The 21,502-nt window shown below is 70.9% G+C and carries 20 protein-coding genes; 4 read left to right on the forward strand and 16 right to left on the reverse strand.

What is annotated here, in order from left to right:
- Positions 1–396 precede the first annotated feature (396 nt).
- The 11 genes from OHS58_RS34645 to OHS58_RS34695 form a co-directional block, all read right to left on the reverse strand.
- The gene (locus OHS58_RS34645) at positions 397–1,509 is read right to left on the reverse strand and encodes an ABC transporter ATP-binding protein (RefSeq protein ID WP_326945041.1); all 1,113 of its coding nucleotides are present in this window, start codon (positions 1,507–1,509) and stop codon (positions 397–399) included.
- Positions 1,506–2,501, reverse strand: coding sequence for an ABC transporter ATP-binding protein (locus OHS58_RS34650; protein ID WP_247058935.1), 996 nt, complete (start codon positions 2,499–2,501; stop codon positions 1,506–1,508). The genes OHS58_RS34645 and OHS58_RS34650 overlap by 4 nt, the downstream gene beginning before the upstream one ends.
- A gap of 6 nt (positions 2,502–2,507) precedes the next feature.
- The gene (locus OHS58_RS34655) at positions 2,508–3,437 is read right to left on the reverse strand and encodes an ABC transporter permease (RefSeq protein WP_247058936.1); all 930 of its coding nucleotides are present in this window, start codon (positions 3,435–3,437) and stop codon (positions 2,508–2,510) included.
- Entirely contained in the window at positions 3,434–4,435 is a 1,002-nt protein-coding gene (locus tag OHS58_RS34660) for an ABC transporter permease (RefSeq protein WP_247058937.1), read from the reverse strand. Before OHS58_RS34660 ends, OHS58_RS34655 begins: the two co-directional genes overlap by 4 nt.
- 83 nt (positions 4,436–4,518) lie before the next feature.
- The gene (locus tag OHS58_RS34665; protein ID WP_247058938.1) at positions 4,519–6,189 is read right to left on the reverse strand and encodes an ABC transporter substrate-binding protein; all 1,671 of its coding nucleotides are present in this window, start codon (positions 6,187–6,189) and stop codon (positions 4,519–4,521) included.
- A gap of 274 nt (positions 6,190–6,463) precedes the next feature.
- Positions 6,464–7,006, reverse strand: coding sequence for a uridine kinase family protein (locus OHS58_RS34670; protein WP_328649906.1), 543 nt, complete (start codon positions 7,004–7,006; stop codon positions 6,464–6,466).
- Positions 7,007–7,058: 52 nt separating this feature from the next.
- Positions 7,059–7,493: a DUF2304 domain-containing protein gene (locus tag OHS58_RS34675; protein WP_247058939.1), complete on the reverse strand. Its 435-nt coding sequence runs from the start codon at positions 7,491–7,493 to the stop codon at positions 7,059–7,061.
- A 13-nt stretch (positions 7,494–7,506) separates the two neighbouring features.
- Complete coding sequence (locus OHS58_RS34680; protein ID WP_328649907.1) at positions 7,507–8,220, reverse strand: glycosyltransferase family 2 protein; 714 nt, start codon at positions 8,218–8,220, stop codon at positions 7,507–7,509.
- 56 nt (positions 8,221–8,276) lie between these two features.
- Positions 8,277–10,244 (reverse strand): DUF6541 family protein, encoded by a 1,968-nt coding sequence (locus OHS58_RS34685; RefSeq protein ID WP_326945042.1) that lies wholly within the window; start codon positions 10,242–10,244, stop codon positions 8,277–8,279.
- Between the two features lie 81 nt (positions 10,245–10,325).
- A complete protein-coding gene (locus tag OHS58_RS34690; RefSeq protein ID WP_326945043.1) occupies positions 10,326–11,630 on the reverse strand; it encodes a hypothetical protein in 1,305 nt (434 codons plus the stop codon).
- A complete protein-coding gene (locus OHS58_RS34695) occupies positions 11,627–12,646 on the reverse strand; it encodes a glycosyltransferase family 2 protein (protein WP_328645278.1) in 1,020 nt (339 codons plus the stop codon). The genes OHS58_RS34690 and OHS58_RS34695 overlap by 4 nt, the downstream gene beginning before the upstream one ends.
- Before the next feature lie 84 nt (positions 12,647–12,730).
- Here OHS58_RS34695 and OHS58_RS34700 point away from each other — a divergent pair, with 84 nt between their 5' ends.
- A complete protein-coding gene (locus OHS58_RS34700) occupies positions 12,731–13,828 on the forward strand; it encodes a UDP-N-acetyl glucosamine 2-epimerase (RefSeq protein WP_247058943.1) in 1,098 nt (365 codons plus the stop codon).
- Positions 13,829–13,885: 57 nt separating this feature from the next.
- Entirely contained in the window at positions 13,886–14,443 is a 558-nt protein-coding gene (locus tag OHS58_RS34705) for a glucosaminidase domain-containing protein (RefSeq protein WP_326945045.1), read from the forward strand.
- Here OHS58_RS34705 and recR read toward each other — a convergent pair.
- Both recR and OHS58_RS34715 read right to left on the reverse strand, forming a co-directional pair.
- Positions 14,440–15,036, reverse strand: a complete 597-nt coding sequence (recR, locus tag OHS58_RS34710; protein ID WP_247058945.1) for a recombination mediator RecR — start codon at positions 15,034–15,036, stop codon at positions 14,440–14,442. The genes OHS58_RS34705 and recR overlap by 4 nt on opposite strands.
- 5 nt (positions 15,037–15,041) lie before the next feature.
- On the reverse strand, positions 15,042–15,404 hold the full coding sequence (locus OHS58_RS34715; RefSeq protein WP_328645279.1) for a YbaB/EbfC family nucleoid-associated protein: 363 nt from the start codon (positions 15,402–15,404) through the stop codon (positions 15,042–15,044).
- Between the two features lie 78 nt (positions 15,405–15,482).
- On the opposite strand from OHS58_RS34715, the gene OHS58_RS34720 reads away from it, so the two are divergent.
- A complete protein-coding gene (locus tag OHS58_RS34720; protein ID WP_326945047.1) occupies positions 15,483–16,343 on the forward strand; it encodes an N-acetylmuramoyl-L-alanine amidase in 861 nt (286 codons plus the stop codon).
- Here OHS58_RS34720 and OHS58_RS34725 read toward each other — a convergent pair.
- Positions 16,328–16,681, reverse strand: coding sequence for a winged helix-turn-helix transcriptional regulator (locus OHS58_RS34725; protein ID WP_326945048.1), 354 nt, complete (start codon positions 16,679–16,681; stop codon positions 16,328–16,330). The two genes, OHS58_RS34720 and OHS58_RS34725, sit on opposite strands and share 16 nt — an antisense overlap.
- Before the next feature lie 49 nt (positions 16,682–16,730).
- Between OHS58_RS34725 and OHS58_RS34730 the strand changes: the two genes are divergently transcribed.
- Positions 16,731–17,162, forward strand: coding sequence for a TIGR03618 family F420-dependent PPOX class oxidoreductase (locus tag OHS58_RS34730; protein ID WP_247058949.1), 432 nt, complete (start codon positions 16,731–16,733; stop codon positions 17,160–17,162).
- A gap of 309 nt (positions 17,163–17,471) precedes the next feature.
- Here OHS58_RS34730 and OHS58_RS34735 read toward each other — a convergent pair whose 3' ends face one another.
- Both OHS58_RS34735 and OHS58_RS34740 read right to left on the reverse strand, forming a co-directional pair.
- Positions 17,472–19,841 carry a DNA polymerase III subunit gamma and tau gene (locus tag OHS58_RS34735; RefSeq protein WP_328645280.1) on the reverse strand — a complete coding sequence of 790 codons (2,370 nt, stop codon included), beginning with the start codon at positions 19,839–19,841 and terminating at the stop codon, positions 17,472–17,474.
- Between the two features lie 44 nt (positions 19,842–19,885).
- Entirely contained in the window at positions 19,886–21,439 is a 1,554-nt protein-coding gene (locus OHS58_RS34740) for an ALF repeat-containing protein (protein WP_328645281.1), read from the reverse strand.
- Between the last annotated feature and the right edge of the window lie 63 nt (positions 21,440–21,502).

Here is a 21,502-nt window from a genome sequence, read left to right on the forward strand (position 1 = left end):
CCGCCCTCCTCCTGGGGGGCGTGCCCTTGTCCAGTCTATCGGCGACCACCGACGGGAAAGGCTGATCGGGCTTCAGGAACCGGAGTTGTCCACATTGGAGCAGGCCTGTGGACAACCGGCCGTGAACGGGCGATGGAGATGCGGAAGGGGCCCACTCAGCCGGCGCGGCCAGGCCGAACGCACCGAGAAAGTCTTGGGGCAAGACCGGAAGCGGGCGATATGCCCAGCGGCGGGCAATGGCGGTTTTGGGACGGTGAACGTCTCGAAACGTCCATCGGCGAAGCAATTCCGGAACCCGGCGAAACCGGAAGCGGACCCCGAACAAAAGGCCGGCCGGGCAGCAACTGCCCGGCCGGCCTTCGGATCACAAGGTCACGAGATCACGACGTCACCAGGTCACAGGATCTCGGCTGAAGTGCCGATGTCCGGCGGGCCCAGGTCGGGGTTCAGCGCCCCGGTCAGTTCCACCAGTTCCGGCTTCACCTCGTGTGGCTGGATGCGGCCGTCGCGGATGTCCTCCGCGTAGTGGCAGGCCACCCGGTGGCCGCCGCCGATTTCGCGGAGCTGGGGGCGGTCCGTGTCGCACAAGCTCGCCTGGCGCCAGGGGCAGCGCGTGTGGAAGCGGCAGCCCGACGGCGGGTTGGCGGGTGACGGGAGGTCGCCCGCGAGCAGGATCTGCTCGCGCGTGTCCTCCACCTGCGGGTCCGGCACCGGGATCGCCGACAGCAGCGCCCGGGTGTACGGGTGCAGCGGGTCGCGGTAGAGCGAGTCCGCGTCCGTCTCCTCCACCAGCGCGCCCAGGTACATCACGCCGATGCGGTCGGAGATGTGCCGCACCACCGCGAGGTCGTGCGCGATCACCACGTACGTCAGGCCGAGCTGGTCCTGCAGGTCCTCCAGCAGGTTCACCACCTGGGCCTGCACCGAGACGTCCAACGCCGACACCGGCTCGTCCGCGACGATCAGGTCCGGCTCCACCGCCAGCGCCCGCGCGATGCCGATGCGCTGGCGCTGCCCGCCCGAGAACTCGTGCGGGTACTTCCGCAGCGACGACTCCGGCAGGCCGACGGCGGACAGCAGCTGACGCAGCCGCCGCTGGGTGGCCTCCTTGTCCTTGTCGAGGCCGTGCGCGTGCATGCCCTCGACGAGGATCGACTCGACCGACTGCCGCGGGTCCAGGCTGGACATCGGATCCTGGAAGATCATCTGCATCCGGCGCCGGGCCTTCCGCAGATCCTCTCCCTTGAGCTTCGCGACGTCGGTGCCGTCGAACTTCACCGAACCGGACGTCGGCTCGTTGAGCCGCAGGATCGCCCGGCCCAGCGTGGACTTGCCGCAGCCGGACTCGCCCACCAGGCCGTAGGTCTCCCCGCGGCGGATGGCCAGGTCGACGCCGTCGACCGCGTAGACGTGCCCGACCGTCCGGTCGAACACGACGCCGCTCTTGATCGGGAAGTGCACCTTGAGGTCGTTGACCTCGAGCAGCACGTCACCAGCAGGCTGGTTCATCGGGCTCCTCCTCCCGCCACGACCGCCGGCCGCACGGGGTTGTGGCAGCGCAGCAGCCCGCCGTGGTCGGGCACCAGCTGCGGCGAGACCTCGCGGCAGACCGGCAGCGCGTTGGGGCAGCGGGGCGCGAACGCGCAGCCGCCGTCCCACGGGATGTTGTCGGCCACGGATCCCTTGATGGGGACCAGTTTCTCGCCGCGGCCCGCGTCCAGGCGCGGGATCGAGGCGAGCAGGCCGTGGGTGTACGGGTGACGCGGCTCGGCGAACAGCTGGTGCCGCTTCGCCCGCTCGACGATCCGGCCGCCGTAGAGCACGTTGACCTCGTCGCACAGCCCGGCGACGACGCCGAGGTCGTGCGTGATCATGATCAGCGCGGTTCCGGTGTCCTGCACCAGTTCCCGCAGCAGCGCCAGGATCTGCGCCTGGATGGTGACGTCCAGGGCCGTGGTCGGCTCGTCGGCGATGAGCAGCCGCGGCCGGCAGGCCAGCGCGATCGCGATCAGCGCGCGCTGCCGCATGCCGCCGGAAAGCTGGTGCGGGTACTCGGAAAGCCGCCGCGACGGGTCGGGGATGCCGACCTTGTCCAGCAGGTCCGTCGCTTCGACGGACGCCGCCTTGCGCGACATCCCGCGGTGCCGCTCCAGGACCTCGGTGATCTGCAGCCCGATCGGGATGACCGGGTTCAGCGAGGAAAGCGGGTCCTGGAACACCATGCCGAGGTCGCGGCCGCGCCGGTCGCGCATTTCGCGGTCCGACAGCTTCAGCAGGTCGGTGCCTTCGTAGCTCACCGAACCGCTGACCTTGTTGCCGCGCCGCGCCAGCAGCCGCATGATCGCCAGCGACGTCACGGACTTGCCGCAGCCGGATTCGCCGACCAGGCCGACGGTCTGGCCCGGTTCGACGTCGAAGCTGACGCTGTCCACCGCGGTGAACGGCCGCTCGCCACGGCGGACGAAGTCGACCGTCAGGTCACGGACTTCAAGGAGTGCCATGGGTTCTCACCGCCTGTTCTTCGGGTCGAGGGCTTCGCGGAGGGACTCGCCGAGCAGCGTGAACCCGAGTGCCACGATGATGATCGCGATCGCCGGGTAGTACGCGAGCTCCGGGCGGATGTCGAGGAACTGGCGCGAGGCCTTGCCCAGCATCAGCCCCCACTCCGCGCGCGACGGGTCCGGGTCGCCCAGGCCGAGGAACGACAGCGCCGCGGCCTCGAGGATCGACGTGGCCAACGTGAGCGTGGCCTGCACGATGACCGGGCCGAGCGAGTTCGGCAGCATGTGCCGGAACACGATCGCCCCGCGCTTCACGCCGAGGGACGTCGCCGCCAGCACGTGGTCGGCGTCGCGCTGCACCAGCATGGAACCGCGCAGCAGCCGGGCGAAGATCGGCACGCCGACCATCGACACGGCCAGGATGACCGTCCACTGGCTCGGGTTCGCGAACAGCGCCGCGATCGAGATGGCCAGCAGCAGCGAGGGGAACGACAGCATGACGTCGACGAGCCGCATGAGGACGGTGTCGACCCAGCCGCCGAACGCGCCCGCGATCCCGCCGATGATGACGCCGATGAGCACGCCGATCACCGTGGCCAGCACACCGACGAGCAGCGTCTGCTGGGCGCCGACGATGAGCCGGGACAGGAAGTCGCGGCCGAAGTCGTCCACGCCGAGCGGGTAACCGGGCATCGAACCGGGGATGATGCCCCGGCCCAGCTGGACCTGGTCCTGCAACGCGCGGTCCTGCGGGTCCTTGGGGGCCAGCAGCGGCGCGAAGATCGCCAGGAGCAGGAACAGGCCGGTGATGCCGCCGCCGGTGAGCGCGACCGGGCTGCGCAGCATCCGGCGCAGGGCTTCACCGCCGAGGCTGCGCCCGCTCGCCGCGGCGAGCTTGTCGATCGGTTCCTTCTTCTTGTTCAGCAGAGTGTTCATCGCACACGCACCCTCGGGTCGATGATCCCGTAAGAGACGTCGACCAGCATGTTCACCAGCACGTACACCACCGCCCCGAACAGCAGGAGGGCCTGCAGCCGGGGGTAGTCACGCCGTTCGATGCCCTCGGCCAGCAGGAACCCGAGGCCGCGGAAGTTGAACACCCGCTCGGTCAGCACCGCGCCGCCGAGCAGGGCGCCGGTCTGGAGGCCGATCGTCGTGACCACCGGCAGCAGGCCGTTGCGCAGGACGTGCCGGGTGCGCACCACCTGCTGCGTCAGGCCCTTGGAGTTGGCCGTGCGGACGAAGTCCTCGTTGAGGACGTCCAGCACCGACGCGCGGGTGATCCGGGTGATCACCGCGAGCGGGATGGTGGCGAGCGCGAACGCGGGCAGGACCAGGTGCTTGATCGCGTCCCAGACGGCGTCCCACTCGCCGGTCATGATGCCGTCGAGGATGGCGAAGTTCGTGATCGCGGTGGCGTCGAGACCCGCGGCCTGGCGGCCCTGCGACGGCAAGCCGAGCGGGGAGGCCAGCAGGTCCTGCATCATGTAGCCGAGGAAGAACACCGGCACCGCGACGCCGATGAGGCTGAGCACGATGACCAGGTTGTCGACCGGCCCGCCGCGGAACCGCGCGGCCAGGTAACCGGCGGGGATGCCGACGACGATCGCGATGATCATCGCGGTGAGACCGAGCTCGATGGTCGCCGGCAGGAAGGTGACGATCTCGCCCATGACGGGCTGGGTCGACACCAGGGAGTTGCCGAAGTCGCCGGTGAACGCCCGGCCGAGGAACCCGAAGTACTGCAGGATGATCGGCTGGTCGAGCCCGAGGACGTGGTTGAGGTTGGCGATCTTCTCCGGCGTCGCCTTGTCACCCAGCAGCGCGGCGGCGGGGCCGCCGGGCAGGGACCGGAGCCAGGCGAAGATCAGGATGGACAGGATGAAGAGCGTCGGAATCGCTTGTAGCAACCGACGCACGAGAAAACGGAGCACGTGCAGTCCTTCGTAGCCAGCCCGGGATTAGGCGCAAGGGGTGGGCGCGGTAGCGCCCACCCCTTGCTTGGCCGAAATTCAGATCAGCTGACGGTCACGGTGTTGAAGCGCTCGTCGGTGAGCGGGCTCGCCACCAGACCCTTGACCTTCGGGCCGACCACGATCGCCGGGGTCGGGTAGGCGATCGGGATCGCCGGCAGGAAGTCCATGATCTGCTTGTTGACTTCCTGGTACGCCTTGGCGTGGGCGTCACCGGCCGCCGAAGCGTCCGCCGCGCTCAGAGCCGAGAAGAGCTGCGGGTTGTTGAACCCGAACTCCTTCTTCTCACGGCCGAAGAACGTGCCCACGAAGTTGCCGGCGTCGTTGTAGTCACCGGTCCAGCCGAGCAGGTGGAGGTCCTGCTTGCCGGCCTTCTGGACGTCGTCCTTGTAACCACCGTTCCACGGCTCGGCGTGGGTCTCGATCTTGATGCCGATCTTCTTCAGGTCCTCGGAGATCGCCGTGAAGGTGTCCGCCGGGTTCGGCATGTACGGCCGGGTGACCTCGGTCGGGTAGTAGAACTTCAGCGTCAGATCCGTCGCCCCGGCCTCCTGCAGCAGCTGCTTGGCCTTCTCCGGGTCGTACGGGTACTTGGTGACGTCGTCGGTGTAACCCGAGATGACCTTCGGGACGAACTCGGTCGCGACCTCGGAACCCTCGGCCAGCTTCGACTTCACGAACTGCTCGCGGTTGACGCCGTAGGCCAGCGCCTGGCGGACCTTGACGTCCTTGAGCTTCGGGTTGTTGGCCTGGTTGATGCCCAGGTACAGCACGTTGAACGACGGGCGGATGAGAACCTGCTCACCGTCGTTGCGCAGCAGGCCGTAGTCCGCCGGGTTCGGGTAGTCGTAGCCGTTGATGTCGCCGGCCTTGAGCGCCTGCTTGCGGGCGTTCTCGTCCGGGATCACCTTGAAGATCAGCTTGTCGAGCTTCGGCGGCGTCGGGCTGCTGTCGTTCTTGACCAGCGTGATCTCGCCCTTGGCCTGGTCCCAGCTCTCGAACTTGAACGGGCCGGTGCCGACCGGGAACTTGTTCGCGTACTCGCTGTAGGTGAACGAGTCGCCGCTCTGGGTGACCGTGTCGGCGTTGTGCGCCTTGAGCGCGGTCGGGCTCTGGATGGCGAACGACGGCAGCGTGAACGCCGACGGGAACGCGCCCTTGGGCTTGTTCAGGTTCAGGACCGCGGTCGCCGGGTCCTTCGCCTCGCAGCTCTTGTAGACGGGGTCACCCGTCGCGTCGCCCTCGTTCTTGGCGAAGCCCTCGAAGACGTCGCCGTAGTAGATCATCTGGCTCTGGGCGGCGGCGCCCTTCATGTTGAACCAGCGGTCGAAGTTGAAGCAGACCGAGGCGGCGTCCATCGGGGTGCCGTCGGAGAACTTGACGCCCGACTTCAGGGTGAACGTCCAGGTCTTGCCGTCGTTGCTCGGCTCCCACTTCTCGGCGAGAGACGGCTCGAGGTCGGCGGTGCCCGGCTTGTTCTGGATCAGCGTGTCGTAGATCTGGCGGGTGATCCGGAAGGTCTCGCCCTCGTCGTTGAACGCCGGGTCGAACATCTTCGGGTTTCCGGCGGCGCCGAAGATCAGCGTGCCTCCGGTACCACCTCCGGCGCCCTCGTCACGCTTCGAATCCGCACAGGCGGACAGCGAAACCGCGAGCGCGCCGGTGAGCCCGATCAGGGCCACGCGGCGTGTTCGGGTCAGCCGCAATTGCTGCATCTGGCACCCCTTGGGAGATGTTCGGGTTTTTAAGTCACCGTCCGGTCGGTCAGGAACACCCCGGACGATCGGTGTGCTCGCCGACACTAGCGGGAACTCGGCTCGCACTTAAGCACGTGAGGTTACGATCGCGCTACGTGGGCGTCGATTTGACCGCAATGTGTCCGTAAATCACGACAGAATGTGACCATTTGTGGGCTATGGGTGCGCCGAGTGCCCGAACCCTGACTCAGATGGCGGTACCCGCGTTAGCCCAGCAGTGTTTTGCGCGCAGTCACCCTTGATCGATACGGAGTGCTTCGGACACGGAGCGTGAGTGATCCAACCCCGACGAAAGTCGGGTTCCGGCCGCATCGGGGGTGCCGTCGACGGCGAACCAGCCGCGCTCGAACCGTTGCCAGCGGCCCAGTTCCGCCCTCGACGCCACGCCGTCGCGCGCCACGGACCGGGCCAGCCGCTCGGCCTCCGTGCCGCCGGAGATCCAGCAGAGGTGGGAAAGCAGGGGTCTTGCCGAAGCCCGGCCGCTCGAAACACCTTCCAGCACCAGGACGTCCGCGACCGTCACCCGGACGAGTTCCCCCGGTTGTGGGACCCCGGAGGACCAGTCCGTCCGCCGGTAAGCGCCTTCGACGCCGGCCGCGAGCGGCTTCAGGACGCCGTCGACGAGCCGTGGCCACCACCCGACCGGGTCGTCCCAGGTCGCGAAAGCGTCCGTGCTCACGAGCTCGGTGCGGCACCCGCGGGCCCGCAGCCCGGCGACGACTTCCGAGGCCAGCGTGGACTTCCCGGCCCCCGAGGGGCCGTCGACGGCCAGCAGCCGCACCCCGCCGAGCCGCGCGGGCGCGGCCAGCAGGGCTTCGATCAGCGCGTCACTTGCCGACGCGCTCGACCGCGGGAAGCCCTTTGACGTCGTCCGGGGCCGACACCCGGGCCTCCAGCTCGACGATCCGGCGTTCGAGCTCGCGCTTGGCGTCTTCGAGCTCGCAGCGCAGCAACGCGGTCTCCTCGACCGACGTGCGCACTTCTTCCTCCAGGTGCCCGACCTCGGTCGACAGGTGCAGCGACACCAGCGCGAGCACGACACCGGCGAGCAGGAAGACGAAGTTCGACGGGGTCTCGACCCCGCTCAGGTTGGCCAGGAACTGCGCGGCCGACGGGATCACGGCCAGCACCACCACGCCGACGGCGACGACCAGCCACACGCCCGCGTACTTCTCGCGGAGCTTGCGGCGTCGCATCATCTCGAGGACGACGAACAGCACCAAGCAGGCGATGACGATGCTGAGGATGCGCCAACCGGCCATCTTCGCGAGCTCCTTATGCCGAGTCGGACGAGTCGACCGCGGGGCGGCGGCGCACCAGCGCCAGCAGCAGCGCGAGCCCGGCCCGGCCCAGGTAGACAGCGGACTTGACGGGCGAGTGACTGGGGGTGCCGCCCGCGCGCTCGCGCATGACGACCGGGATCTCCTTGATGACCAGCTTCGCGCGGATCGCCATCACCAGCGACTCCACCGTGTCGCCGAGGTACTCGGCCGGGTAATAGCCGGCGAACAGCCGGATCGCGCGCGGGCCCATCGCCTTGAACCCCGACGTGACGTCGGTGAGCTTGGTCTTGCCCAGCCGCGAGAACACCAGCGACAGCGCGACCATGGCGTACTTGCGCGGGCCGCTGGCCTTGTACGAGCCCTTGCCGGCGAACCGCGAGCCGATCACGATGTCCGCGTCGTCCAGGCCGCGCAGGAGGGCCTCGAGCTCGTCGGGGTCGTGCTGGCCGTCCGCGTCCACCTGCACGACGACGTCGTACCCGCGGGCGGCGGCGTAGCGGAAGCCGGTGCGCATGGCCCCGCCGACCCCGAGGTTCACGGCGAGCCGGGCCACTTCGGCGCCGGCCGCGCGGGCCAGGCGGGCGGTGTCGTCGACCGAACCGTCGTCGACGACCAGCAGATCAACGTCCGGCCGAGCCCGTTTCACGTGCTCGATGACCGAAGCGACGCTCGCCTGCTCGTTCAGCGCGGGCATCACGATCAGCACCTTGCGGTGGGTCACGGAGGTCACAGAAGACGCGGACACGCGATCACTTTAGCCTTTCACTGCCCGTTACCGGCCGGAGACCCAGGCGCGGCCCCGGAAGCGACGACACCCTGCTGCCCCTCGATCTCGTAGATCGAGGCACCGGCGTTGTGGTAGACCAGCTTGAACCCGGGGCTCTTGTCCAGGCCCAGGAGGCCGACGTCGTTGGGGGTCGTCTTGGTGACCTTCCCCTCCCCGACGAAGGCGTAGCGCACCTTCAGGTTGGTGAGCAGCCGGCGCACTTCCGGGTACTTCTCGACCTCGTTGGCGTAGACGCTCAGGTAGCCCGCGTCCGTGTTCAGCTCGGCGCCGTAGAAGTTCCACTGCGTCGGCATCACGCCGGCCAGCGCGTACATCCAGACCGAGCCGTCGGCCTTGTCGTTCAGCACCCGCTCGCCCGGCGCGGTGTGCTGCGCGAGCCAGGCGAACGCGGTCTCCTCGTCCTTGCTGACCGTCGGGCCGTCGCTGTAGTTGAGCTGCAGGCGGGCGGCGTTGCGGCCGATGTAGCCGCCGCGGCTCAACCCGCCGACCACCAGGGCCACCACGACGACGCCGGCCAGGGTGAGCGTCGCCGGCTTGAGGTTCGGCAGCCGGGGTGCGACCTTCTCGGCGAACCAGCCGGACGCGGTGTGCGCGAACTCGCCGAACGCGACGCAGCCGGCCAGCGGCACCAGGGCCGCGACGCGCCAGTTGTCGTTGTAGAACGGGCTGCTCAGCGTGTGGATCAGGTTGCTCTCCATCGACACCGTCGCGGCGAAGAGCGTGCCCAGCACGACGTAGGCGCCGACCATCCACAGCATCCGGCGGTGCTTGACCAGCAGGAACACGCCGATGATGGCTGGGATGCCGATCCACCACTGCGGGAACGCGGCCATCGGCGAGAACGTGATCGTCTCGCCGAACGCGCCGGACACGGTGGCTTCGGACGCCCAGAAGGCGCTCGTCACGCCGCCCGCGTTGTACAGCGACGGCAGCACGACCGGGATGCCGAACGCGGCCGCCAGCACGACGCTCGCGACCAGCGAGGTCAGCGACCGCCGCCAGACGATCTTCTCGAAGCGGAAGACCACCGCGAGCAGGATCAGCAGGAAGTACACGATGACGACGAACACGACACTCGTGTGCAGCCCGGCCAGCCCGGCGACGCCGACGCCGATGGCGACCGGCCCGGCGATCGAGCGGGGCTCCAGCAGGTGGCGCGCCACCGCGAGCATGGCCGGGATGAGCGCGACACCGGCGACGAACGGCCACAGCGGGCCGCGCCACAGCGAGTCGTACGGGAACACCGTGAAGCACGCCGACACCGTGGCGGCCGCGGCGACGCCGATGGCCGGCATCCGCCAGGCGTGGCACATCGCGGCGACGCCGAGCGGCACGGTGAGGACCACCGCGAGCGCCGCGAGGTTCAGCGTCGGCATGATCGTCAGGCCGCCCTTGCCGAAGACCAGGGCGAGCAGCGCGTGGTAGGTGTCCGGGTAGAAGTAGTGCGTCTCGTTCGGCAGGTTCGCGATCGTGCCGACGGTCGACGGGCGCGCGTCGCCGTGCTCGGCGATCCAGCGCACCAGGTTGGCGTGGAACGGCGCGTCCCAGCCCTGCTGGACGTTGTCGATGCTCCGGAAGCCGCGCAGGATCGTCACGGTGCCGATGCCCATGCCGGCGGCGACGCCGAGGCCGATCAGCACGTGGTCGCGGACGCTGCGCGCGGGCCGCTCCGGCTCTTCCCAGTCGGGGTGGCGGCGGCGCGTGAACCGGGTCACGGCGAAGGCCAGGCCGAAGCCGGCCGCCGAGAGCACCAGCGTCCACAACGCGACGTTGAGCGTCGTCCAGCGGATGCCGAACCGGCCGAGCACCGGGATGCCGAGCGCGACCAGGCCGAACGTCAGCATCGGCGCGGCGGCGGCCAGCGTCCAGCCGCGCAGCTGGATCGCGGCACCGAACACCAGACCCGGCAGCCAGAACGCGAGCAAAACGAGCAGTACGTTCATCGAATTCGCAGTCCAAACCTTACCGGCACTTCACGCCGTTTCCCGTCCCCACCGGCGGGCCCAACGCACCTTACTGGGCCGCTATGAAGACGTTTCACCGGTGTCCGAGGTTGTCACGGCCGTCGATTCCGGTGCGCGCCGGAGAACGAACGCGAGCACCACGGCCAGGCCCAGCGTCGGCGCCACGGCCAGCGCGACGACCGCGCGGAACACGGTGTCGCCTGGCAGGAGCACCAGCAGCAGGGACGCCGTGCCGGTGACCACGGCCCAGGTGAGCAGCACGAGCTTGGCCTGGGTGCGGGCCACGAGCACGGCCGTGAGCAGCTGCATCGGCACCAGCAGCACCGATGACCACACCAGCCCCGCGACCGACCAGCCGTCGATGTCGTAGCGGGGGCCGCTGATGAACCGCACCGCCCACGGCCCGAGCCACATCCCGACCAGGGCGCCGAGCGCGGCGAGGACCAGGGACGCGGCCGCGCCGAGCGCGAGCACGCGGCGCAGCTTGTGGCGGCCTTCGGCGGTGACCGAGAGCCGCACGACGAACGGGACGGCCAGCGACTGCACCGGCCCGATCAGCGTCAGCGGCAGCCGGGCGATGACCAGCGCGGCGAACAGGGCGCCGACGCGGTCGCCGTCGCCGCCCGGGGCCAGCAGCCCGACCAGCGCCGGGTAGCCGGTGATGACCGCGGCCGTCAGGGCCGCGCCGACCAGCAGCATGCCCATCCGGCGGGAGGTGACGCCCCAGCCGTCGCCGTCCACGTGCGGGTCGAGCAGCCGCCGGGCCGGCCGGGCGAACAGCAGCCAGGCGAACGACCCCGCGGCGACCGCGATGGCCAGCGAGACGATGTTGTAGGCGACCGAGACGACCAGCACGCCCAGCACGAGCGCCCGGATCGCCGGTTCGGCCACCACGAGCAGCGAGAACGCCTTCACCTTGTGCTGCCCGATCAGCAGCCCGCGGGTGCCGAACTGGCAGGCGAACGCGACGCCGCCGGCCAGCACGATCAGGGCCAGCGACCAGTCGCCGTGGAAGAGCTTTTCGTTGACCGGCGGGATCAGCAGGGCGAGGGAGAAGACCGCCGCGACCAGCACGCCGACGGCCACCGCGCGCAGCGCCGGGCGGCCCGCCTTGCCGCCGCCGAGCGCGGCCACCGCCGACTGGCGGGAGAGCTCCTGCTCCAGCGGCGAGAGCGTGCTGCCGAGGCCCATCACCAGGCCCCAGAACGTGACGAAGATGGCGTACTCCTGCGGCGGCAGCAGCCGCTGGCAGGCGACGGTGAGGACGTAGCCGAGGCCGATCGACACGATCAGCGAGCCGCCGAGGCTGCCCGCGGTCGTGCGGCCGCTGCGGGCGGCGGCCGGAGTCTCCACCTCGGTGCTCATCGGCGCCGGAGCGAGGTCCGCACGGCCATCGCCAGTCCGCGCACGACACCCGCGCCGAAGCCGCCGGCGAACACCGGCAGCAGCTTGGTGACCGCGCGGGCCTCCGGCCCGGTCGCGCCGCACTTCTTCACGACCTCGCCGGCCGCGACCGCGCCGAGCACCCCGGCGGCCAGCGTCGTCTTCGGCTTCTTCGCGGCGAAAGCCAGCCCGAGTACGCCGACGGCGAGCGCGCCGAACAGCGCGTTGCGGGCCGGGCCGGGCGAGCCGATGTAGGAGTCCACATAGGTCGTGCCGCGGAAGTAGGCCTGCTGCGTGAACTTCTTGAAGGAGTCGCGCCCGTTGTAGGTCGCGGAGAGGTCCGGGGCCAGCCAGATCCGCTCGCGCTCGGCGATCCAGCGCAGCATGCGGGTGTCGTCGCTGGCGAAGCGGATGTCGTCGAACAGCGACGCGAACGCCGTGACCGAGCCTTCGAGGAGGGCGCGGCGGGCGCAGAAGAACGTCGTCCCCTTCGGGTAGACGTCGAATTCCTCGATGCCGTAGGACATCAGCCGCGGGTTCGCGCAGTACTTGCGCCACGGGACCTTGACCAGCCCGGCCATGAAACCCGCGTACGGGTTGTGCTCGGAGGCGACGTTGATGTGCCCGTTCCAGACCGCGCGCTCGGGGTGGTCCACGAGCTGGTCGCGCAGGAACGTGAGGGTCGGCTCGTCGAGGATGACGCGGCTGTCGAGCAGCGCGATCCACTCGCCGGACGACTTCGCGATGCCCGCGCTGCGGGCCTCGAACCGGCCGCCGTTGGCCTGGCTGAGCACGGTGATGCCGTGGCGTTCGCGCAGTGCGTCGAGGCGGGTCGGCGTGGCGTCGGTGCTGCCGTCGTCGACCACGACGACCTCGATCGGCCAGTTGGCCGCCTCGGCCGAGGCGAGCAGCGCGCCGACACTGCGTTCGATCCAGTCCTGCTCGTTGTAGACCGGGATCACGACGCTGAGCGAGGGGAGGAGCGGGTTCGCACTCACCGGGCCGAGGCTACCCGGCGGCCTCCACGCCGGGTCGGCCAGTATCCTTGCGCCACCGCACCCGACCAGAAATGGGCCTTCACGGTGATTTCCTTCATTCTCGGCACCACCGCGGAACTGATCAAGATCGCGCCCGTCTACCACGGGATCCGCGAGCGCGGGATGCGGCCCAAGATCTGGTTCACCGCCCAGCACGTCGACGAGGTGGCCGACGTACTGGCCGACCTGGACATGCCGGCGCCCGACGTCTGGCTGGTGCCGGAGGAGAAGGCGCACAACCTCGAGTCGCCGTCGCAGGTGCCGGGCTGGGCCGCGCAGGTCATGCGCACCGCCTGGAGCCGCCGCCACGAGCTGCGCGCCGCCCTGAACGAGGACGGCCGGCCGCCGCTGGTGCTGGTGCACGGCGACACGTTCACCACGCCGTACGGCTCGCTGATCGGGAAGCGGATCCTGAAGTCCCGCGTCGGGCACGTCGAGGCCGGGGCGCGGTCGGGCAGCATCTTGTCGCCGCTGCCCGAGGAGCTCAACCGCAAGATCGCGGCGAAGATCGTCGACATGCACTTCGCGCCGAGCATCCGCGAGGTGAACAACCTGCGCAACGCCCGCGGCGTCGTCGTCGACACCGAGGCGAACACCGCGATCGACGCGATGCGCCTGGCCATCAACCAGCCGCTGGACGTGCCGAACCTGCCGGAGAAGTTCGGCCTGGCCACGCTGCACCGCTTCGAGCTGGTCTCGCGCGCGGACAAGTACCGCGAGGTGCTGGAGATCCTGCGCGAGCAGAGCCGCAAGATGCCGATCCTGTACATGGCCGGCGCGCCCGAGCGCGAGAAGATCCGCTCACTGGGCCTGGACAACCTGTTCGACGACAAGTTCATCGCGCAGCCGAAGATGCGGTACCTGAAGTTCCTGCCGCTGGTCGCGCGCGCCGAGTACGTCGTCACCGACTCGGGTGGTCTCTCGGCGGAGTGCTACTACCTCGGCCTGCCGTGCGCGGTGCACCGCGAGCGCACCGAGACGCCGCAGCACCTCGGCGAGACGGTGGTGCTGACGGAGATGCGCGGCGACAAGCTGCAGAACTTCCTCGACACCTACCAGAACCGCCGCGGTGAGTCCTGGATGGACAAGTACCACCCGTCCGAGATCATCGTGGACACCCTGGCGCAGCTCGGCTACTGCTGACGCCCGTTGGGGTGACGCGGGTCGCCGCGGCCGCGGGGATCGGGCAGCTTTGCCGCCATGATCCACTTCGGACTCGCGGCGGTCCTGCTGGTCGTCCCGCCGATCGACCAGGCCGCCACGCGTGACGCGGCGCTGAGCGCGGGCTACCAGCAGGCGTACGTCGGCGCGGCGGCCCCGATCGCCCTGCGGATCCGCGCGGCGTACGACATCCCGGCGTCGGTCACGGTGGCCCAGTCGATCCTGGAGTCGAACTGGGGCCGCAGCAAGCTGTCGACGGCCGAGCTGAACTACTTCGGCTTCAAGTGCGTCCGGCCGGCGAGCCCGGGGCCGATCGCGGTGCGGTGCGCGCGCTACCAGACGTCCGAGTGCGTGCCGTCGCCGTGCCACCCGGTGGACGCGTTCTTCCGCTCGTACGCCTCGGCCGACGACTCGTTCCGCGACTACGGCCGGCTGCTGACGACGTCACCGAACTACGCGGCGGCGCTGCCGGTGCGCGCCGACCCGGACGCGTTCATCCGGGCGGTGGCGCGGAAGTACGCCACCGACCCGGAGTACGCGAACAAGGTGATCCGGCTGATGGACCTCTACGACCTGCGCCGCTTCGACGCCCGTTAGAGCACCCGGCGGCCCGAGAGCGCGCGGCCCAGGGTCAGCTCGTCCGCGAACTCCAGGTCACCGCCCATCGGCAGGCCCGACGCCAGCCGCGTCACGCTCAACCCCGGGAAGTCGCGCAGCATGCGGACCAGGTACGTCGCCGTCGCCTCACCCTCGGTGTTGGGGTCGGTCGCGATGATGATCTCGGTGATGTCCGCCTCGCCGATGCGCTTGAGCAGCTCGCGCATCCGCAGCTGCTCCGGGCCGATGCCCGACAACGGGTCCAGCGCGCCGCCCAGGACGTGGTAGCGGCCCTTGAACTCGCGCGTGCGCTCGACCGCCAGGACGTCCTTCGGCTCCTCGACCACGCAGATGACCGTGAGGTCGCGGCGCTCGTCGCGGCAGATGCGGCACCGCTGCTGCTCGGAGACGTTGCCGCAGACCTCGCAGAACTGCACGCCCTCCTTGACCTTGCCGAGGACGTCCTGCAGCCGGGAGATGTCCACCGGGTCCGCGGCCAGCAAGTGGAACGCGATCCGCTGGGCGCTCTTCGGCCCGACCCCTGGCAACCGCCCGAGCTCGTCGATCAGGTCCTGGACGACACCTTCGTACAAGTTCGTCAGCCGCCGAAGCCGAGGGCGCCGAGGTCCGGCATGCCGCCACCGCCGCCACCCAGGCCGCCGGCCAGCGGGCCGAGCTTCTGCTCGGTGAGCTTCTGCGCGCTCGCCGACGCGTCGCGGACCGCCGCCACGATCAGGTCGGACAGGGTCTCGACGTCGTCCGGGTCGACGACCTTCGGGTCGATCTGGAGGCTCTTGAGCTGGCTGTCACCGGACACGGTCGCGGTGACCAGCCCGCCGCCGGCACTGCCGGTGACCTCGGTGTTGGCGAGCTCCTCCTGCGCCTCGACGAGCTTCTGCTGCATCTGCTGGGCCTGCTGCATCAGCTGGGAAATGTCGAAGCCGCCGCCGGGTTGCACCATGATCGCACTCGGTCCTCTCTGCACGCCTGTGTCACCACCAGGGTAGTCGCGCCACGGGCGGGCCCCGGTTGTGGCACCGTGGTCGCCGTGCGACGCGCGATTGCTCCCCTCCTGCTGGCCGGTGCCCTGCTGCTCACCGGCTGCGAAGAAGACACCCCGGCGGCTCCCGCGCCCGCTCCCGTCGTCACCCGGACGGTCACGCCCACGCCGACGACCGTCACGCCTTCGCCGGTCGTGCCGCCCGCGCCGCCCTCTTCGGCGGCCGCGCCGCCGGTCGCCCCGGTCGCTTCGGGCAAGGTCGTCGTGCTCGACCCGGGGCACAACGGCGGCAACGGCTCGCACAGCGCGGAGATCAACCGGCTCGTGCCCGCGGGGCGCGGGCAGACCAAGCCGTGCAACACCACCGGGACGTCGACCAACGCCGGTTACCCCGAGCACGCGTTCACCTGGGACGTCTCCCAGCGGGTCGGGGAAGCGTTGTCGGCCAAGGGAATCCGCGTTGTCTACACGCGACAGAACGACACCGGCGTCGGCCCGTGCGTCGACAAGCGGGCCGCGGCCGGCAACGACGCGAACGCCGACGCCGTCGTCTCGATCCACGCCGACGGCTCGAACGCGCCCGGGGCGACCGGCTTCCACGTCGCCTACTCGTCGCCGCCGCTGAACGCGGCGCAGGGCGCGCCGTCGACGCGGCTGGCCCAGACGTTGCGCGACACGATGCGCACCGGCGGTTTCAGCACGTCGAACTACATCGGCGGCAACGGCCTTTCGGCGCGCGCGGACCTCGGTGGCCTGAACCTCTCGACGCGGCCGATCGCGCTCGTCGAGTGCGGGAACATGCGCAACGCGACCGAAGCGGCCCGGATGTCGAGCGCCGAGGGGCGGCAGCAGTTCGCGTCCGCCATCGCGGCGGCGATCGAGGCCTACCTGGCCTCGTGAGCCGCGGTGACGGCCTCGCCGTGCAGGGTCGCCCACTTCGTGAGGACGCCGATCGGCTCGACGAGCGTCTGCCCGAGGTCGGTCAGGCTGTAGTCGACGCGCGGTGGCGCCTCGGCGTAGCCGCGGCGGTCGACCAGGCCGTAACCCTGGAGCTTGCGCAGCGTCTGGGTGAGGACCTTGCGGGAGATGCCGCCGATGAGGTCGACGAGCTCGCCGTGCCGCCGCGGGCCGCGGCTGAGCGCGAACACCACGACGACGGCCCACTTGTCGGCGATGATCTCGATCGCCAGCCGGGCCGGGCAGTCCGCGAGGAAGACGTCGCCGGAGAAGTCACCCATGGGAACCAAGGTACCGAGGAGTACCTGTCGGCTTCCTAGTCTCGGGGTTATGGAACTCCCCGAAAGCAGCCACCGGCTGTTCGAGCGGCCCTTCAACGCCGTCCTGACCACGATCAACCCGGACGGCTCCCCGCAGACGTCGATGGTCTGGGCCAGCCGCGAGGGCGACGAGATCGTGATGGGCATGGAAGGCCGCCGGCCCAAGGTGCGCAACATCCGCAACGACCCGCGCGTGACGGTCCTGATCGAGGACCACGACGGCCACGACGCCCGTGGGCTGCCGCAGTACCTGCTGGTCCGCGGCACGGCGTCGATCGTCGGCCCGGACATCGCCGACGAGTTCACGGCGTTGATGGACCGCCAGGCCCAGCGCTACCTCGGCGTCCCGAAGTACCTGCTGGGCAACCAGGGCTCGCCGACCGCGGTGATCGTCCGGATCAAGGCGGACCGGGTCACGGGCATCGGCCCCTGGGCCTCCTGACCCCCGACCCAGAGGTCGGCCCACACACCCAGGCAGTCGGCTCACGCACCGAGAGAGTCGGCTCGCGTGCCGAGAGCGTCGGCTCGCGTGCCCAGAGGGTCGGCTTGCGTACCCAGAGGGTCGGGTCGCGTACCCAGAGGGTCGGGTCGCGTACCCAGAGGGCCGGGTCGTGAGCCGACCGTCCAGGTACGCGAGCCGACTGTGCGGGTACGCCGGCCGACCGTCCGGGTACGTGGGGTGGCGGGGCCGAAGCCGTGGATGTCGCATTGAGGGACTTCAGATCCCTCGATGTGACATTCACGGACTTGGTCAGTCCAGGGGGCGGGCGCCCAGCTGGTCCGAGATCAGCCTGCGGGCCAGCTCGTCCGGGTCCTGGTCCGGCGGGGGCGGGGGTGGCGGCGGGGCCGGGCTGGCGTCCTCGTTGTAGAGGTCGTCGTCGTCCTCGTCGGAGGGTTCCGGGGGCAGCGGGATGTCCGGCTCGGCCGTCGTGACCTTGGGGCGCACCGGCTGGGCTGCCGGGGCGGGCGGGGCCGCCGGGCGGGTCGGTGCGGCAGGTGGGGCCGGGGGCGCCGCGGGGGCGGCCGCCGACTGGCGGGTGAACGACTGCTTCGGCGCGGGCGCCGCCTGCTGGGCGCGGGCCGCGGGGGCGGCCGACGGGGCGTTGCCGTGGACGCAGCGGACCTGCCAGTCGCCGCCGAGGACCTCGGTCAGCGCGCCGGCGATCTTGCGGGCGTTGTCCTGGTCGGACAGCCGGCGGGCCAGCGGCTCGGACTTGTGCGTCAGCGTGACGGCGCTGCCCTCGACGGTCGCCACCGTGGCCTGCGTGAGCATCGCCTCGAGGCTGCGGCCGCCGGTGAACTTGCGCAGCGCCGTCATCAGCTGCGGCCAGATGTTCCGGAGCCCGGCCGCGTCCAGCGCGCCGGGCGCCGCGGGTGCGGCGGCGGCCACCGGCTCGGGCTCGGCGGCCGGGGCGGGTGGGTCCCCGCCCGGCGTCCGGGTCGCGCCCCAGCCGCTGGCGTCGCTGGGTGCGGCCGCCGCCGGCTGCGCGGGGATCCCGCCGCCCGGGGTGCGAGGTGTGCCCCAGCCACCGTCCGCGGACGCCGAAGTGGAGGCCGGTGCGGAGGCAGGCTGGGCAGAACCACCCGGCGCAGCAGCAGACTGGGCAGCACCGGCCGGTGCGGAGGCAGGCCGGGCAGCACCGGCTGGCGCAGCAGCAGACTGCGCGGCGGCAGCCGCAGGAGCGGGCTGAGCCGACCCAGCAGCAGGCTGCGCAGGACCGCCTGTCGCAGCAGCAGACTGCGCGGGACGAGCCACCGGGGCGGCAGCAGCAGGAGCGGGTTGAGCAGGGGCGGCCGCCGCGGAAGCGGGCGGGTTCGGTTCGGCGGTGGGCGGCTCCGGGATCGCCACCGGCGCCGGGCCGGCCGACGCCGGGCGCTGCGACGGCCGCGAGAACTCCTTCTCCGGCGCGGCCCGCATCGGCGGCTCGACGCCGCCCTCGGCGGGCGCGCCACCGCCGGCGACCACCGTCGCGCGGCGTTCCAGCCGCTCGATCCGCGCCAGCAACGCCTTTTCCGCGTCGGTGACCGACGGCAGCAACATCCGCGCGCACAGCAGCTCGAGCACGAGCCGGGCGGACGTCGCGCCGCGCATCTCCAGGAGTCCATTGTGGACGATGTCGGCGTACCGCGAAAGCGTGCCGAGGCCGAGGCGTTCGGCCTGGCCGACCATCCGCGCCAGTTCGTCTTCGGGCGCGGACACCAGGCCACCCGCGGACTCCGGCACCGCGCGCAGCAGCACCAGGTCGCGCAGCCGGTCGAGCAGGTCGGTCGCGAACCGGCGCGGGTCGTGCCCGGCTTCGGCGACCTTCTCGACGGTGCCGAACACGGTGCCGGCGTCGTCGGTCGAGAGCGCGTCGACCATGTCGTCGATCAGCGCGACGTCGGTGACGCCCAGCAGCGACACCGCGCGGCTGTAGTTGATCCCGTCGGGCCCGGCGCCGGCGAGCAGCTGGTCGAGCACCGACTGCGTGTCGCGCGCCGAACCGCCGCCGGCCCGGATGACCAGCGGGTAGACCGCGGGCTCGACCTCGACGCCCTCGGAGGCGACGTTGCTCTCCAGCAGCGTGCGCATCGCGCCGGGCGGGATCAGCCGGAACGGGTAGTGGTGCGTGCGCGAGCGGATGGTGGTGAGCACCTTGTCCTGCTCGGTGGTCGCGAAGATGAAGATGACGTGCTCTGGCGGCTCTTCCACGATCTTCAGCAGGGCGTTGAAGCCCTGCGTGGTGACCATGTGCGCCTCGTCGATGATGAACACGCGGTAGCGCGACTCGGCGGGGGCGTAGAACGCCTTGTCCCGCAGCTCACGGGCGTCGTCGACACCACCGTGGCTGGCCGCGTCGAGCTCCGTGACGTCGACGCTGCCCGAACCCTCCGGCGCGAGTGCCTTGCAGGAGCTGCACTCGCCGCACGGGTCCGGTGTCGGGCCCTTCACGCAGTTCAGCGAGCGCGCCATGATGCGCGCGCTCGACGTCTTCCCGCAGCCGCGCGGGCCGGAGAAGAGGTAGGCGTGGTTGATCCGCCCGGCGGACAACGCCGTGCGGAGGGGTTCGGTCACATGCTCCTGCCCGACGACCTCGGCGAAGGTTGCCGGACGGTACTTGCGGTACAGCGCGAGAGCCACGCCGCGAGAGTACCGGGACCGTCCGACAACCTTCGCCGTGCGGGTCAGGCCAGGGCAGCGGCCTCGGCGACCAGGGCGTTCACCTTGGCGACGTGCTGCGCGGTGAAGGCGTCACGCGCCCGCGCCTTGAGCAGCTCGCCGTCCAGATACGCCTGCAGAGCCGAGTCGGGACCGTCGAGCACACCCTGCGCGACGGCGACGACCTCGGGCCCTTCCGACAGCGTCCGGGTCGCGTACACCGACAGGTCGATCAGGTGCGTGACGTACTGGCCGTGCGCCAGGAACTCGCGGACGTCGGCGACGGTGCCGTCGAGGGCCTTCTGGGCCGCCGGCTTCGTCGACGGGCCGCCGGCCGCCAGGATCTGGTTGACCTCGACGCGGTCGTCGGTGTCGCGGCCCGGGTAGTCGCCGGTGCGCAGCAGCGCGGCGACACCGGCGTACGGGCCCGCGAGCGCGTCCCGAGCGGCCTGGCGCAGGCCCGGACGGGCCTTCGGGTCCGCCGCGATCGCCGCGACGGCCACCCGGTCGTCGGACTCCTGCGCGACGGCGAGCCCGCTGTGCACGAAGGTGACGACGTCGTCGTCCGAACCGCTGAGCGCGGCGCGGGCGGCGTCCTTGACCGCGGCCCCGCCGTTGCGCAGCAGGTAGACCGACGCGCGACGGCCGTTCGGCACCGTCAGGGCCGGGTCGGCCGCGTCGGCCAGCAGCTTGTCGTTGTCGGTCTTGGCCTGCGCGGCGCGGGCCGCGGCCTCCTTGGCCTGCTGCTGCGCGGTGGCCTCGGCGCCCGCCGCGGCCTGGCCGTCCTGCTGGTTCTTGCTCTGCTGGGCGGCGAGCCGGTCGGCGTTCGCCTTCCGCGCGTCCGACGCGAGCTTGGCGGCCTGGTTCGCCGCGATCTGGACCGCGACGCCGTTGTGCCGGGCCTTGGCCGCCTTCGCGCCGTCGACCTGGCCCTGGACGGCGGTGACCTCGGCGTCACCGGCCGCGGCGACCTGCTTCCAGAGGGCCAGGAAGTAGCGGACGTCGGCCGGGTCGCCGTCGAGGGCCGTCTGCGCGGCGGCCTTCACCTCGGGACCGCCGGCGGCGAGCGCCTGGTTCGTGGTGATCCGGTCGTCGGTGTCCCTGGCCTGCTGCAGGCCGGTTTCAAGGAACGCGCGGACGTCGGCGGGCGTGCCGTCGAGCGCCTGCTGGGCACGCGCGTTCACGGTCGGGCCGCCGGTGCTCATGGCCTGGCCGACGGCGATCCGGTCGTCGGCCACCCGCGCCCGGGCCAGGCCGGTGGCCAGGAACGCGCGGACGTCGTCGATGGTGCCGCTGAGCGCCTGCTGGGCGGCGCGCTTGGCGACCGGGCCGCCGGTCGACAGGACCTGGGTGACCAGGACCCGGTCGTCGTCGTCCTTGGCCTGGTAGCGGCCGGTGGCCAGGAAGGCCTGCAGGTCGGCCGGCGAGCCGAGCAACGCCGTTTCGGCGCCCCGGGCCACGCCGGGGCCGCCGGTCTCCAGCAGCGAGACGGCCTGCGCCCGGTCGGGCAGGACGTCCGCCGAAGCGGGCGTAGCGAGTACGCCGACGGCCAAGGCCGCGACAACGAGAACTGCGTTCACACGCAAGGTGATCCCCCTCGGATCGGTCGATCTTCCACTCCCCTATCGCCGGTAAAGCAAGAA

It is taken from the genome of Amycolatopsis sp. NBC_00348 (assembly GCF_036114655.1).
In the GTDB taxonomy this organism is placed as follows: domain Bacteria; phylum Actinomycetota; class Actinomycetes; order Mycobacteriales; family Pseudonocardiaceae; genus Amycolatopsis.

What these genes read in the sequence shown, in the direction of transcription:
- OHS58_RS34645 (WP_326945041.1), bottom strand. Translation starts at nt 1,509, where the DNA reads ATGAACCAGCCTGCTGGTGACGTGCTGCTCGAGGTCAACGACCTCAAG.
- OHS58_RS34650 (WP_247058935.1), bottom strand. Translation starts at nt 2,501, where the DNA reads ATGGCACTCCTTGAAGTCCGTGACCTGACGGTCGACTTCGTCCGCCGT.
- OHS58_RS34655 (WP_247058936.1), bottom strand. Translation starts at nt 3,437, where the DNA reads ATGAACACTCTGCTGAACAAGAAGAAGGAACCGATCGACAAGCTCGCC.
- OHS58_RS34665 (WP_247058938.1), bottom strand. Translation starts at nt 6,189, where the DNA reads ATGCAGCAATTGCGGCTGACCCGAACACGCCGCGTGGCCCTGATCGGG.
- OHS58_RS34675 (WP_247058939.1), bottom strand. Translation starts at nt 7,493, where the DNA reads ATGGCCGGTTGGCGCATCCTCAGCATCGTCATCGCCTGCTTGGTGCTG.
- OHS58_RS34685 (WP_326945042.1), bottom strand. Translation starts at nt 10,244, where the DNA reads ATGAACGTACTGCTCGTTTTGCTCGCGTTCTGGCTGCCGGGTCTGGTG.
- OHS58_RS34690 (WP_326945043.1), bottom strand. Translation starts at nt 11,630, where the DNA reads ATGAGCACCGAGGTGGAGACTCCGGCCGCCGCCCGCAGCGGCCGCACG.
- OHS58_RS34705 (WP_326945045.1), top strand. Translation starts at nt 13,886, where the DNA reads ATGATCCACTTCGGACTCGCGGCGGTCCTGCTGGTCGTCCCGCCGATC.
- OHS58_RS34715 (WP_328645279.1), bottom strand. Translation starts at nt 15,404, where the DNA reads ATGGTGCAACCCGGCGGCGGCTTCGACATTTCCCAGCTGATGCAGCAG.
- OHS58_RS34725 (WP_326945048.1), bottom strand. Translation starts at nt 16,681, where the DNA reads ATGGGTGACTTCTCCGGCGACGTCTTCCTCGCGGACTGCCCGGCCCGG.
- OHS58_RS34730 (WP_247058949.1), top strand. Translation starts at nt 16,731, where the DNA reads ATGGAACTCCCCGAAAGCAGCCACCGGCTGTTCGAGCGGCCCTTCAAC.